This is a genomic window from Pedobacter sp. SL55 (assembly GCF_026625705.1).
Lineage (GTDB): Bacteria > Bacteroidota > Bacteroidia > Sphingobacteriales > Sphingobacteriaceae > Pedobacter.
The window spans coordinates 2,187,169-2,198,731 of sequence record NZ_CP113059.1 but is presented as its reverse complement, the minus strand read 5'-3'; the positions used below and the strand labels follow the sequence as shown (position 1 = coordinate 2,198,731).

At 37.7% G+C, this 11,563-nt stretch carries 20 protein-coding genes and 2 pseudogenes; all 22 read right to left on the bottom strand.

The window, feature by feature from the left end:
* Positions 1–447 carry a 50S ribosomal protein L15 gene (gene rplO, locus OVA16_RS09890; protein WP_097132833.1) on the bottom strand — a complete coding sequence of 149 codons (447 nt, stop codon included), beginning with the start codon at positions 445–447 and terminating at the stop codon, positions 1–3.
* A gap of 108 nt (positions 448–555) precedes the next feature.
* Positions 556–735 (bottom strand): 50S ribosomal protein L30, encoded by a 180-nt coding sequence (gene rpmD, locus OVA16_RS09885; protein WP_097132832.1) that lies wholly within the window; start codon positions 733–735, stop codon positions 556–558.
* A gap of 4 nt (positions 736–739) precedes the next feature.
* A complete protein-coding gene (rpsE, locus tag OVA16_RS09880) occupies positions 740–1,258 on the bottom strand; it encodes a 30S ribosomal protein S5 (protein WP_097132831.1) in 519 nt (172 codons plus the stop codon).
* 16 nt (positions 1,259–1,274) lie between these two features.
* The gene (rplR, locus tag OVA16_RS09875) at positions 1,275–1,637 is read right to left on the bottom strand and encodes a 50S ribosomal protein L18 (protein WP_420712344.1); all 363 of its coding nucleotides are present in this window, start codon (positions 1,635–1,637) and stop codon (positions 1,275–1,277) included.
* Positions 1,638–2,192: pseudogene (gene rplF, locus OVA16_RS09870) on the bottom strand (50S ribosomal protein L6); the annotation flags it as partial.
* An 18-nt stretch (positions 2,193–2,210) separates the two neighbouring features.
* Positions 2,211–2,612 carry a 30S ribosomal protein S8 gene (gene rpsH, locus OVA16_RS09865; RefSeq protein ID WP_240775135.1) on the bottom strand — a complete coding sequence of 134 codons (402 nt, stop codon included), beginning with the start codon at positions 2,610–2,612 and terminating at the stop codon, positions 2,211–2,213.
* A gap of 165 nt (positions 2,613–2,777) precedes the next feature.
* Complete coding sequence (gene rpsN / locus OVA16_RS09860) at positions 2,778–3,047, bottom strand: 30S ribosomal protein S14 (protein WP_138722001.1); 270 nt, start codon at positions 3,045–3,047, stop codon at positions 2,778–2,780.
* Positions 3,047–3,613 (bottom strand): 50S ribosomal protein L5, encoded by a 567-nt coding sequence (gene rplE, locus OVA16_RS09855; RefSeq protein WP_097132826.1) that lies wholly within the window; start codon positions 3,611–3,613, stop codon positions 3,047–3,049. Before rplE ends, rpsN begins: the two co-directional genes overlap by 1 nt.
* Positions 3,613–3,955, bottom strand: a pseudogene (rplX, locus tag OVA16_RS09850) (50S ribosomal protein L24). The gene rplE and the pseudogene rplX overlap by 1 nt, the downstream one beginning before the upstream one ends.
* Before the next feature lies 1 nt (position 3,956).
* Positions 3,957–4,325, bottom strand: coding sequence for a 50S ribosomal protein L14 (gene rplN / locus OVA16_RS09845; protein ID WP_041878524.1), 369 nt, complete (start codon positions 4,323–4,325; stop codon positions 3,957–3,959).
* A gap of 1 nt (position 4,326) precedes the next feature.
* Complete coding sequence (rpsQ, locus tag OVA16_RS09840; RefSeq protein ID WP_097132824.1) at positions 4,327–4,581, bottom strand: 30S ribosomal protein S17; 255 nt, start codon at positions 4,579–4,581, stop codon at positions 4,327–4,329.
* Positions 4,582–4,593: 12 nt separating this feature from the next.
* Positions 4,594–4,806, bottom strand: a complete 213-nt coding sequence (gene rpmC / locus OVA16_RS09835; RefSeq protein ID WP_138730922.1) for a 50S ribosomal protein L29 — start codon at positions 4,804–4,806, stop codon at positions 4,594–4,596.
* 74 nt (positions 4,807–4,880) lie between these two features.
* Positions 4,881–5,303 carry a 50S ribosomal protein L16 gene (rplP, locus tag OVA16_RS09830; protein WP_138722004.1) on the bottom strand — a complete coding sequence of 141 codons (423 nt, stop codon included), beginning with the start codon at positions 5,301–5,303 and terminating at the stop codon, positions 4,881–4,883.
* 34 nt (positions 5,304–5,337) lie between these two features.
* A complete protein-coding gene (gene rpsC, locus OVA16_RS09825) occupies positions 5,338–6,174 on the bottom strand; it encodes a 30S ribosomal protein S3 (protein ID WP_267765276.1) in 837 nt (278 codons plus the stop codon).
* A gap of 5 nt (positions 6,175–6,179) precedes the next feature.
* Positions 6,180–6,542, bottom strand: coding sequence for a 50S ribosomal protein L22 (gene rplV, locus OVA16_RS09820; protein WP_097132820.1), 363 nt, complete (start codon positions 6,540–6,542; stop codon positions 6,180–6,182).
* Positions 6,543–6,549: 7 nt separating this feature from the next.
* Complete coding sequence (rpsS, locus tag OVA16_RS09815) at positions 6,550–6,816, bottom strand: 30S ribosomal protein S19 (RefSeq protein ID WP_097132819.1); 267 nt, start codon at positions 6,814–6,816, stop codon at positions 6,550–6,552.
* A complete protein-coding gene (gene rplB, locus OVA16_RS09810) occupies positions 6,816–7,640 on the bottom strand; it encodes a 50S ribosomal protein L2 (protein WP_267765274.1) in 825 nt (274 codons plus the stop codon). Before rplB ends, rpsS begins: the two co-directional genes overlap by 1 nt.
* Positions 7,641–7,665: 25 nt before the next feature.
* Positions 7,666–7,956 carry a 50S ribosomal protein L23 gene (rplW, locus tag OVA16_RS09805; protein ID WP_267765272.1) on the bottom strand — a complete coding sequence of 97 codons (291 nt, stop codon included), beginning with the start codon at positions 7,954–7,956 and terminating at the stop codon, positions 7,666–7,668.
* A 1-nt stretch (position 7,957) separates the two neighbouring features.
* Positions 7,958–8,587, bottom strand: a complete 630-nt coding sequence (rplD, locus tag OVA16_RS09800; RefSeq protein ID WP_138730925.1) for a 50S ribosomal protein L4 — start codon at positions 8,585–8,587, stop codon at positions 7,958–7,960.
* Positions 8,588–8,592: 5 nt separating this feature from the next.
* Complete coding sequence (rplC, locus tag OVA16_RS09795) at positions 8,593–9,210, bottom strand: 50S ribosomal protein L3 (RefSeq protein ID WP_267765270.1); 618 nt, start codon at positions 9,208–9,210, stop codon at positions 8,593–8,595.
* 983 nt (positions 9,211–10,193) lie between these two features.
* On the bottom strand, positions 10,194–10,583 hold the full coding sequence (locus OVA16_RS09790; protein WP_267765268.1) for a DUF1634 domain-containing protein: 390 nt from the start codon (positions 10,581–10,583) through the stop codon (positions 10,194–10,196).
* 112 nt (positions 10,584–10,695) lie between these two features.
* Positions 10,696–11,532, bottom strand: a complete 837-nt coding sequence (locus tag OVA16_RS09785) for a sulfite exporter TauE/SafE family protein (protein ID WP_267765267.1) — start codon at positions 11,530–11,532, stop codon at positions 10,696–10,698.
* Between the last annotated feature and the right edge of the window lie 31 nt (positions 11,533–11,563).

The following is an 11,563-nucleotide window of genomic DNA, read 5'->3' as shown; positions in this document are numbered from 1 at the left end:
TTATAATTTTACGATTGAGCCTCCAGCAGCTTCAATTGCTTTTTGCGCACTTGCAGAAAAAGCATGAGCTGTAACTTCTAATTTAGCTTTAACTTCTCCACGACCTAAGATTTTTACTAGGTCATTTTTTGAAGCTAAACCATGTTCTTGCAATGTAGCAAAATTTACGGTAGTTAAGCTAAATTTCTCAGCTAATCCTTGTAAAACATCTAAGTTTACACCAACGTACTCTGTACGGTTAATTGGTTTGAAACCAACTTTAGGCACACGACGTTGTAAAGGCATTTGACCACCTTCGAAACCAACTTTTGTAGAGTGACCAGAACGTGAGCCTGCACCTTTGTGTCCACGTGTTGAAGTACCACCACGACCAGAACCTTGACCACGACCAATTCTCTTACTTGTTTTTACTGCACCTTTTGCAGGTTTTAAATTACTTAAGTTCATTTATAAACTTTATTGTGTTGCCCCTTCGCTTTCACTAATCAGGAAACAACGATTAAACAAAAAAAATTTGCCTAAGATATAAATCTTAAGCAAACTTTGATAATAATATTATATAGCTTCGATAGCTACCAAGTGATTAACTTTTCTAACCATGCCAATGATTGCAGCGTTAGCTTCAACCTCAACACTTTGGTTTAATTTTGATAAACCTAAAGCTTTCATGGTTCTCTTTTGGCGCTCGCTTCTGTCGATAACGCTTTTTACTTGAGTGATTTTAATTTTAGCCATGATCTTATCCGTTAAAAACTTTGTTTAAATCTACACCACGGTTTTGAGCTACGGTATAAGCATCACGCATTTTAGTTAATGCATCAACTGTAGCTTTTACCACGTTGTGAGGATTTGATGAACCTTTTGATTTAGCCAATACGTTGTGGATACCAGCACTTTCTAGTACGGCACGCATCGCACCACCAGCAATTACTCCAGTACCTACAGCAGCAGGCTTAATTAATACAAAACCTCCAGAATATTTACCAATTTGCTCGTGAGGTACAGTACCGTTTAACAAAGGAACTTTAACCAAGTTTTTCTTTGCATCGTCTACACCTTTAGCGATAGCTTCAGTAACCTCTTTAGCTTTGCCTAATCCGTAACCTACAACGCCGTTCTCATCACCCACAACTACGATAGCTGAAAAGCTGAAAGTACGACCACCTTTGGTTACTTTAGCAACACGTTGGATGCTCACTAAACGATCTTTTAACTCAATCTCGCTAGTTTTTACTCTTTTTATATTGATAGTTGACATTTCTCTTATTTAATGATTAAAATACTAGACCACCTTCGCGGGCACCTTCTGCCAACGATTTTACACGTCCATGGTACAAGTAACCATTTCTGTCGAAAACAACTTCTTTAACACCTGCTGCAATTGCTTTTTCGGCAACTAATTTACCTACTGCAGTTGATTGCTCAGATTTGTTGCCAGAAGCATTGAAATCTTTAGATAAAGATGATGCTGCAACTATAGTTTTACCAGTTTCATCGTTAATGATTTGAGCATAAATACCTTTATTGCTTCTATAAACTGATAAACGTGGACGGTTTTCAGATCCAGTAAGTCTTTTTCTGATACCTTTTTTAATACGCTCTCTGCGTGATAATTTTTTTCCTGCCATTTTAATTATTTTTTTAGAAGCCGATTTACCTGCTTTTCTTCTTAACACTTCACCAACAAACTTGATACCTTTACCTTTGTAAGGCTCTGGAGCACGTAACGAACGGATTTTCGCGGCTACCTGACCAATTAATTGTTTATCGATACTCTCTAAAATGATTTTAGGAGTTTGACCTTTTTCTGATGTGGTAGTTACTTTAATTTCTGCTGGTAACTGGAACACATAGTGGTGAGAATAACCTAAAACTAAATCTAGCGTATTGCCTTGGTTGCTGGCACGGTAACCCACACCAACTAATTCTTGTTCTAATTTATAACCTTCTGTAACACCTACAACCATGTTGTTGATCAACGAACGGTATAAACCGTGTAAAGCTCTGTGTCTTTTTTGATCGGTTGGGCGAGTTACAGTTAATACACCATCTTCTTGAGAAATAGTGATATCTGCATCTACAGCTTGTGTTAATTCGCCTTTAGGGCCTTTTACAGTAACTACGTTATCTTTACCTACTGTAATGGTTACTCCTGCTGGTACGTTAATTGGGGCTTTTCCTATTCTTGACATTGTACTGATCTCCTTTAATTAATAAACGTGACACAATACCTCACCACCAATATTCAATTTGGCTGCTTCTTTATCAGTCATTACACCTTTAGAAGTAGATAAGATTGCGATACCTAAACCATTTAATACTCTTGGCATATTTTCTACGCCTGCATACTGTCTCAAACCTGGTTTGCTGATACGAGTTAACGTACGGATTGCAGGGATTTTAGAGATTGCATTATATTTTAACGCAATTTTGATTACTCCTTGAGCAGTTGTGTCTTCAAACTTGTAGTTTGCAATGTAACCTTTGTCGAAAAGAACTTTAGTAATTTCTTTTTTAAGGTTAGAAGCTGGAATTTCTACAATCCTGTGATTTGCTTTGATAGCATTTCTTAATCTTGTAAGATAATCCGCTATTGGATCTGTATTCATTATGAATTGAATTGTGATACTGGTTTCCGTACGCGTCAGCCGACTTCCGGACCTAATATCGGTTAATATTCTGTTAAATAGCTTATACGCTAATGAGCCATAAGCTGTAAGGGCTGCAAAAATACAACTTACAACTTATAACTCAAAAACTTATATCACTTTTTCTGATTACCAGCTAGCTTTTCTAACTCCTGGTATCTTACCATCTAAAGCCATTTCGCGGAATGTTACCCTTGAGATACCAAAGGTACGCATGTAACCACGAGGACGACCAGTTAACTTACAACGGTTGTGCAAACGCACTGCCGAAGAGTTTTTAGGTAATTTATCTAATGCTTCGTAATCGCCAGCCGCTTTTAATGCTGCACGTTTCTCAGCATATTTAGCTACTAATTTTTGGCGTTTAATTTCGCGAGCTTTTACACCTTCTCTTGCCATTATTCTGCAGTTTTTTGATTTTTAAATGGTAATCCAAATTGTTTTAAAAGTTCCAATGCTTCAACATCAGTGGTAGCAGTAGTTACGAAAGTAATGTCCATACCTAAAATCTTGTTGATTTTATCGATGTTGATCTCTGGGAAGATGATTTGCTCAGTAACACCTAAAGTGTAGTTACCTTTTCCATCAAATCCTTTATCATTGATACCTTTGAAATCACGGATACGAGGCAAAGCTACTGAAATTAATCTATCTAAGAACTCGAACATGTTGTTATCACGTAAAGTTACTCTTACACCTACTGGCATACCTTTACGTAATTTAAAGTTAGAGATATCTTTTTTAGATTTAGCAGCTACAGCTTGTTGACCAGAAATGGTAGATAATTCTAAGATAGAGCTATCAATGATTTTCTTGTCAGCTACCGAGTAACGACCAACACCTTGGTTGATTGAAATTTTCAACAACTTAGGAACTTGCATTACGCTGCTGTATTGGAATTTATCCTTTAAAGCACCAACAATTTCCTCTTTATATTTGCTTTTTAATCTTGGTACGTATGCCATTATTTGATTTCCTCCCCTGAAATTTTAGCAACTCTAACTAATTTTCCGTCGGCGTTTAATTTACGGCCAACACGAGTAGTTTTACCAGATTTTGGATCAACCAACTGAACGTTTGAAATATGAAGAGCAGCCTCTTTTTTAATTATACCACCGTTAGGTGTAGCAGCACTTGGCTTAGTGTGTTTAGAGATAAGGTTTACACCTTCTACTACCACTCTGTTTTTAGCCACAAGTAATTTCTTGTACTTTACCTTGTTGACCTTTTGAGTCGCCAGCGATCACCTTTACTAAATCTCCTTTACGGATTTTTAATTTGGCTGGTTTGTTAACTTTGTTTCCCATTTTATAATACCTCCGGTGCTAATGATACAATCTTCATGAATTGTTTTTCACGCAGTTCTCTCGCTACCGGGCCAAAGATACGTGTACCGCGTGGCTCGTCTTGAGCATTTAATAATACTGCTGCATTGTCGTCAAAACGGATATAAGAACCATCTTTACGACGGATTTCTTTTTTAGTTCTAACTACTACTGCTTTAGAAACAGTACCTTTTTTGATATTGCCTGAAGGCAAAGCACTTTTAACTGTTACTACAATTTTATCGCCAATTGATGCATAACGTTTACCAGTACCACCAAGTACACGGATAACCAATACTTGTTTTGCGCCGCTATTATCGGCTACGTTTAATCTTGATTCCTGTTGTACCATCTTATTTAGCTTTTTCTAAAATTTGTACCAATCTCCAGTTCTTGTTTTTACTCAACGGACGAGTTTCCATGATTTCTACTGTATCACCGATACCGCATTCGTTTTTCTCGTCATGAGCCATAAATTTGGTAGTTGTTTTAACGAACTTACCATAGATTGGGTGCTTCACTTTACGTTCTACTGCAACTACAACAGATTTATCCATTTTGTTGCTCACTACCAACCCGATTCTTGTTTTTCTTAAATTTCTTTCCATTGGGCTCTAAAATTATTTAGTTTCTGTAGCTACTGCTGCTTTTTTAAGCGCAGACAATTCAGTGTTTAAACGGGCTATTGTTTTTCTAGCCGCTGTAATGCGGTTAGGATTTTCGATAGCCGAAATAGTATGCGCAAACTTCAACTTTACCAAGTTTTGTTTTTCTTCCGCAATCTTAGCTACTAATTCTTCTTGAGAAAGCCCTTTGATTTCTGAGTTTTTCATTTTACTTATTTTAATGCAGTGGGTCTAGCGGTTATAATAACAAGTTACTTACAACATTGATCCCACTTGGCTTTTTATGCTTCTACGTAATCTCTACGTACTACAAATTTTGTTTGAACAGGTAATTTCTGTGCTGCAAGTCTTAATGCTTCTTTAGCAATTTCCATTGGTACACCTTCTGCTTCGAAAAGGATACGTCCTGGTCTTACTACTGCTACCCAATACTCAGGAGCACCTTTACCTTTACCCATACGTACCTCAGCTGGTTTTTTAGTTACCGGTTTATCCGGGAAAATTCTGATCCAAACCTGACCTTCACGTTTCATGTAACGAGTTACTGCGATACGGGCTGCTTCTATCTGGCGACTTGTGATCCAAGTTGCCTCTAGAGATTTAATCCCGAAAGATCCGAATGATAATTCAGCACCACGAGTTGCTAAACCTTTCATTCTGCCTTTTTGCATCTTTCTGAACTTCGTTCTTTTTGGCTGTAACATTTTATTTTAATATTATCGTTAAACGATCTGTTGACTATTTGCGTGGGCCTCTGTTAGCACCACCACCTCTGTTATCTCTTCCGCCTTGGCCACCTGGACGATTTCCGCCACCGCGTTTATCGTTTCTTCTGTCGCCACCGCCTCTGTTATCTCTTCCGCCATCGCGGCCGCCGAAGTTACCTTCTGGTCTGCCACCTTTACCAGGTGCGTTGTTTGCAGCGCCGATGTTTGGAGAAAGATCACGTTTGCCGTAAACTTCGCCTTTACAGATCCATACTTTGATACCTATTTTACCATAAGTAGTTAAAGCTTCTGCTAAAGCGTAGTCAATATCGGCACGGAAAGTATGCAAAGGAATTCTTCCTTCTTTATACTGTTCGCTACGAGCCATCTCAGCACCACCTAAACGACCTGAAGTCATGATTTTGATACCTTCTGCACCCATACGCATTGTTGATGCGATAGATGATTTCATAGCTCTACGGAACGAGATCCTAGCTTCTAGTTGTTTTGCAACACCTTCTGCTACTAATTGAGCGTCTAACTCAGGGCGTTTAATTTCAAAGATGTTAATTTGAATTTCCTTTTTAGTCAATTTCTTTAACTCTTCTTTGATTTTATCAACCTCAGCACCAGCTTTACCGATTACAATTCCTGGACGTGCTGTGTGGATAGTAACAGTGATACGTTTCAATGTACGCTCAATTACTACCTTAGAAACACCGCCTTTTGCAATACGAGCTGAAAGATATTTTCTGATTTTTTGATCTTCAACTAATTTATCAGCATAGTTGTTGCCTCCGAACCAATTAGAATCCCATCCTCTGATGATCCCTAATCTGGCGCCTATTGGATTTGCTTTTTGTCCCATTTCTGTTAATTAGTTTTAGATTCAACGTTTATACTATCTACTACTATAGTTACGTGATTCGAACGTTTACGAATTCTGTAACCACGACCTTGAGGTGCTGGTCTTAATCTTTTTAACTGACGACCACCGCCAACCATAATCGATTTAACGACTAATTGGCTTTCTTCAGGGCGAGAACCACTGTTTTTTTGCTCCCAGTTATTGATGGCTGACAATAAAAGTTTCTCAACTCTTTCAGCGGCATCTTTATTAGTGAACTTCAAAATGTGTAATGCTTTCTCAACACGCTCACCTCTGATAAGATCCACAACCAAACGCATCTTACGCGGTGAGGTTGGGCAATTGTTTAATTTCGCTACTGCTTCCATCTTTTAATTATTTTTTCTTTTCAGAGTGGCCTCTAAAGGTTCTAGTTGGAGCGAACTCCCCTAATTTGTGGCCAACCATGTTTTCTGTTACGTATACTGGTATAAATTTATTGCCATTGTGCACAGCAAATGTGTGACCAACGAAATCTGGTGAGATCATTGATCTACGTGACCAAGTTTTGATTACAGTCCTTTTGCCTGAATCATTCATAGAGTTTACTTTCTTCTCTACGTTATGGTCAATATAAGGTCCTTTTTTAATTGAACGAGCCATTATTTCTTCCTTTTCTCTATGATGAAACGATTTGAGTATTTTTTCTTAGAACGAGTTTTAAAGCCTTTAGCTAAAACGCCGTTTCTTGAACGAGGGTGACCACCTGATGATCTACCTTCACCACCACCCATTGGGTGATCTACCGGGTTCATTGCTACTGGACGTGTACGAGGACGACGACCAACCCAACGAGCACGACCTGCTTTACCCAATACTTCGTTTGCATGATCAGAGTTAGAAACTGCACCAATAGTAGCTAAACAAGTTACTAAGATAGATCTTACTTCACCTGATGGCATTTTAACTGTTGCATATTTACCATCTCTCGCTGCCAATTGTGCATAAGCACCAGCACTACGTGCCAATTGCGCTCCTTTACCTGGTTGGATTTCCAAGTTGTGGATGATAGATCCCAAAGGAATTCTAGCTAACGTTAATGTGTTACCTACTTCTGGAGTAGCTTTTTCACCCGAAAGCAAAGTTTGTCCTACTTGCAGCCCTTCAGGTGCAATAATGTAGCGCTTCTCTCCATCTGCGTAGTGCAATAACGCAATACGTGCAGTACGGTTTGGATCGTACTCAACAGTTGCTACTGTTGCAGGAATATCAAACTTATCACGTTTAAAATCAATTAAACGGTAAGATTTTTTGTGACCACCACCAATGTAGCGCATCGTCATCTTTCCTGTATTGTTACGACCTCCTGATTTTTTAGAAGATACAACCAATGATTTTTCGGGCTTGGTTGCTGTAATCTCCGTAAAACTAGCACCAACTCTAAAGCGGGTACCCGGAGTAACTGGTTTAAATTTTCTTAAGCCCATAGTTATAAATTATTCAATTTTGATATTAAATATTCGCGTAATAATCTATTGTTTCGCCATCTTTCAATGTAACAATAGCTTTTTTGTATTTAGGGCTACGGCCAGTTACTAAACCTGCTTTAGTATTTCTAGATTTTGCCTTACCTTGAACAACCATTGTGTTTAAAGCAACGATGTTAACACCGTACATTTGCTCAATAGCTGATTTAATCTGCAACTTATTAGCTCTGTGATCTACTCTGAAAGTAAAACGGTTAGCTTTTTCAGTTAATGCAGATGCTTTTTCGGTTAAAATTGGTCTTTGTAAGATTTCCATATTACTTGGCAAATGCCTCCTCCAATGTTTTAAGCGAATTAGCAGTTAACAAAAGTTTACCAGCGTTTAACACATCGTAAGTATTTAAATCGCCTGCGGTAATTACTTTAGCTTTCTGGATATTTCTGCTTGATAAATAAATATTGTTGTTTTGCTCTGGTAACACTAGCAAAGTTTTTTCGCCTGCTAGGTTTAATGCGTTAACCAAATTGATATAGTTTTTAGTTTTGATGCTATCAAAATTGAAATCTTCTAAAACTACCACTGCGTTATCTTGTGCTTTATAAGCTAAAGCCGATTTACGAGCTAATGATTTTAGTTTTTTGTTCAATTTAAAACTATAGTCACGAGGTTGAGGACCAAAAACACGACCACCACCATTGAACAATGGAGATTTAATGCTTCCGGCACGTGCACCACCAGTACCTTTTTGTTTGTATAATTTACGGGTAGAACCAGCAATTTCGTTACGTTGCTTAGATTTGTGCGTACCTTGACGTTGGTTAGCCAAATACTGTTTTACATCTAAGTAAATTGCGTGATCGTTTGGCGTTACACCAAATACCGACTCAGGAAGTTGCACCTTGGCACCTGTCTCTTTTCCTGAAATGTTTACTACTTTAACTTCCATCTTGCTTACTTATCTAAGATTACGTAAGAACCTTTAGCTCCTGGAATGGAACCACTAACTACTACTAGGTTTTGCTCAGCGTAAACTTTCAATACTTGTAAGTTTTGAACTTTCACTCTATCACCACCTGTTCTACCAGCCATACGCATACCTTTGAATACACGTGAAGGCCATGAAGAAGCTCCTAATGAACCTGGCGCACGCATTCTGTTATGCTGACCGTGGGTTTGACCACCAACACCCGCGAAACCATGACGTTTCACAACACCTTGGAAACCTTTACCTTTTGAAGTTCCAACAACATCAACATAGTCACCTTCTGCAAAGATGTCTACAGTAACAGTGTCGCCTAAGTTTAAAGCATTTTCAAACTCAGAAAACTCAACAAGCTTACGTTTTGGGGTAGTGTTTGCTTTTGCGTAATGACCTTTTAAAGGTTGCGTTACGTTTTTTTCTTTAGCTTCATCATATCCTAACTGAATAGATGAATAACCGTCTTTTTCTTCGGTTTTAACTTGTGTTACTACACAAGGCCCAGCTTCGATTACAGTACAAGGAATGTTTCTTCCTTCTGCATCGAAAATACTGGTCATTCCTACTTTTTTTCCAATAATTCCTGACATTTCTTTAATTAAGTTAACACCCATCGAAGCAGTAGGGCTTCGTTCAAGGTGGATATACAATCCCCGTTAAGGGACGGCAAAGATAGGCAAGAATTATTAATTTTCAAATAGTTAGCTAAAAATATTTTAAGATTTTATTAGCCCACATTTAGAGATAGAAAAAGGAACAATACTTTGAATAGGGCAAATTCAGAGAAAATCATTAAAAATCTGATTTTTAGTTAATTATAAAAACAGATAAATTTTGATGATTTTTTTTTGGAAAGCAATTTAAATAACTTGAGTTCGAGTTAAGCGTTACCCTCTCTAACTTTGTCTAATTCGAATTTGACCTGTTTTCTTAGCTCGCCGCCGCTGGGCTCCTACTTTTTGACCGCAAAAAGTAGCAAAAACTCTCGGTTGCCTATTTTTCTTTCGAAGCAATTACTTTGGCTTATCGGTGCGATCCGAAAAATAGGAGACCGAAAATTAGCGGAACGGAGATTTGAGAGGCTATCGCTAGCAAACCCTATTTCTCTTATCCCGAACTAACGTTAAATAACATCAATTAACGGCAGTCCCTCTTTCCGCTTTACTACGTTGACAAACACATAGGTTTGCCAAAAGTGTTCGCTGCAATAGGGTTTAGTTTACTTAAGGCATTGCTAAGAAATCAAAACTAATGACTAGCCCATTTCGCCAAAGTTTTTAAATCAGTTAATAAAAATATCACTAAACATATAATTAATAAGATAATGAATACCCAAAAATTATGTTTATTCTTTTCGTCTTTAGACATATTGTTATAGCTGTTTAAATATTCTTCACGTCTTTTCTTCTTCGAATATGCTGATTTAGAATATGGATTTCTTGGTTTATAACTCATAATTTATTACTTTAAAAAAAGATTTCGGTTTAAAAATGAGAGTCTTTAAGTAAAAGACACCAATCAAGATAGAAAACAAAATTATCTCTTCCTTACGATATGCACTATAGAATACCTTTTAATGTGCAAAGCCGCCACTTAAACTCGCCATAATAATAGCTAGCACAATTAGACCTATCAGCACGTATAAATAATCTTTTTCGAGAAAGAAACTTATTACTGCCATTAGCACACGAGCAATTGGTGTAAAAATCAACATCAATAAACCAAACTGCACAACTGCTGCCCCTTTAAAAGTGAGCACATTAGAAAAAATTGCCCCTACAGTTTTTAGGGATACTTTATTTATATCGAATGTTACGTAGTCTATTTTTTCGTTAGCGTGATCAAGTAAATAGATAATTCCGCCGAGGATAACAATACCCATAGAAATATAGACGCCGGCTCTTAGCAGATTACCCACTAGGGATTGAATATCTTTATCTGTAATGTTTTTAGTCTGTTCCATTAATCTTTATTTCAAAGACAATCCTTTTTTCCAATAATTAATCGCTTTAAGATCCTGAAATAAATTCAGGATGACGTACAATGAGCGTAAGTGCTAACGCCTCAACTGTATATTAAAACCCTCCTGTTAAACCTTTATAAATCATTTGCAGTGCCAAAATGGTTACTACCACCGCAAATATAATTTTCAACTTGTCTGTTTTAGCCCTAACCAAAACTTTGGCGCCAACCGTTGCACCAATTAGTACACCAATACAAACTGGCATGGCAATTCCCGGGTCTATTTGTCCGCGGTGCAAATAAACTACCGCACTTGCCGCAGCAGTAACACCCATCATAAAATTACTGGTAGTGGTAGATACTTTAAAAGGCAAACGCATAATGTTATCCATAGCAATCACTTTTAGCGCCCCACTTCCAATGCCCAACAAACCAGATAAAGTTCCCGCAAACAACATCATGAAAAAACCACCAGCTACGTTTTTAACGGCATAAGGTGTATCTACTCCCTTAACCGGGTAGGAACCGTTTAGCTTAAAAAATTTAGCGCCTTTGCTGGTATACTCTAAATTGGTGTGGTCTACTTTTTTCTTCAATGTCATTAAAGAAGAGAAGATTAAGATACAGCCAAATAAAACAGCCACATAAGCTGCATTAAGATACACCGCAATTACAGCACCTAAAATTGCACCAACAGTTGTAGCTATTTCCAAAAACATGCCGATGCGCATGTTAGTTAACCCTTCTTTCACATACGCTGCTGCAGAACCCGTAGAAGTTGCAATTACTGAAATAATGGAGGCACCAATAGCATAATGAATATCGACCCCTAAACCTAAAGTAAGTAACGGAATAATAATTACGCCACCGCCCAAGCCCGTAAGCGAACCTAAAAAGCCAGCTAAAAAAGCGCCAACAAGTACAATTAAAGTAAATACTAATACTGACATGTCGGCAAATATAGTCCACTTCAATTGGCTT

What these genes read in the sequence shown, in the direction of transcription:
- rplO (WP_097132833.1), bottom strand. Translation starts at nt 447, where the DNA reads ATGAACTTAAGTAATTTAAAACCTGCAAAAGGTGCAGTAAAAACAAGT.
- rpmD (WP_097132832.1), bottom strand. Translation starts at nt 735, where the DNA reads ATGGCTAAAATTAAAATCACTCAAGTAAAAAGCGTTATCGACAGAAGC.
- rpsE (WP_097132831.1), bottom strand. Translation starts at nt 1,258, where the DNA reads ATGTCAACTATCAATATAAAAAGAGTAAAAACTAGCGAGATTGAGTTA.
- rpsN (WP_138722001.1), bottom strand. Translation starts at nt 3,047, where the DNA reads ATGGCAAGAGAAGGTGTAAAAGCTCGCGAAATTAAACGCCAAAAATTA.
- rplE (WP_097132826.1), bottom strand. Translation starts at nt 3,613, where the DNA reads ATGGCATACGTACCAAGATTAAAAAGCAAATATAAAGAGGAAATTGTT.
- rplN (WP_041878524.1), bottom strand. Translation starts at nt 4,325, where the DNA reads ATGGTACAACAGGAATCAAGATTAAACGTAGCCGATAATAGCGGCGCA.
- rpsQ (WP_097132824.1), bottom strand. Translation starts at nt 4,581, where the DNA reads ATGGAAAGAAATTTAAGAAAAACAAGAATCGGGTTGGTAGTGAGCAAC.
- rpmC (WP_138730922.1), bottom strand. Translation starts at nt 4,806, where the DNA reads ATGAAAAACTCAGAAATCAAAGGGCTTTCTCAAGAAGAATTAGTAGCT.
- rplP (WP_138722004.1), bottom strand. Translation starts at nt 5,303, where the DNA reads ATGTTACAGCCAAAAAGAACGAAGTTCAGAAAGATGCAAAAAGGCAGA.
- rpsC (WP_267765276.1), bottom strand. Translation starts at nt 6,174, where the DNA reads ATGGGACAAAAAGCAAATCCAATAGGCGCCAGATTAGGGATCATCAGA.
- rplV (WP_097132820.1), bottom strand. Translation starts at nt 6,542, where the DNA reads ATGGAAGCAGTAGCGAAATTAAACAATTGCCCAACCTCACCGCGTAAG.
- rpsS (WP_097132819.1), bottom strand. Translation starts at nt 6,816, where the DNA reads ATGGCTCGTTCAATTAAAAAAGGACCTTATATTGACCATAACGTAGAG.
- rplB (WP_267765274.1), bottom strand. Translation starts at nt 7,640, where the DNA reads ATGGGCTTAAGAAAATTTAAACCAGTTACTCCGGGTACCCGCTTTAGA.
- rplW (WP_267765272.1), bottom strand. Translation starts at nt 7,956, where the DNA reads ATGGAAATCTTACAAAGACCAATTTTAACCGAAAAAGCATCTGCATTA.
- rplD (WP_138730925.1), bottom strand. Translation starts at nt 8,587, where the DNA reads ATGGAAGTTAAAGTAGTAAACATTTCAGGAAAAGAGACAGGTGCCAAG.
- rplC (WP_267765270.1), bottom strand. Translation starts at nt 9,210, where the DNA reads ATGTCAGGAATTATTGGAAAAAAAGTAGGAATGACCAGTATTTTCGAT.
- OVA16_RS09790 (WP_267765268.1), bottom strand. Translation starts at nt 10,583, where the DNA reads ATGGAACAGACTAAAAACATTACAGATAAAGATATTCAATCCCTAGTG.
- OVA16_RS09785 (WP_267765267.1), bottom strand. Translation starts at nt 11,532, where the DNA reads ATGTCAGTATTAGTATTTACTTTAATTGTACTTGTTGGCGCTTTTTTA.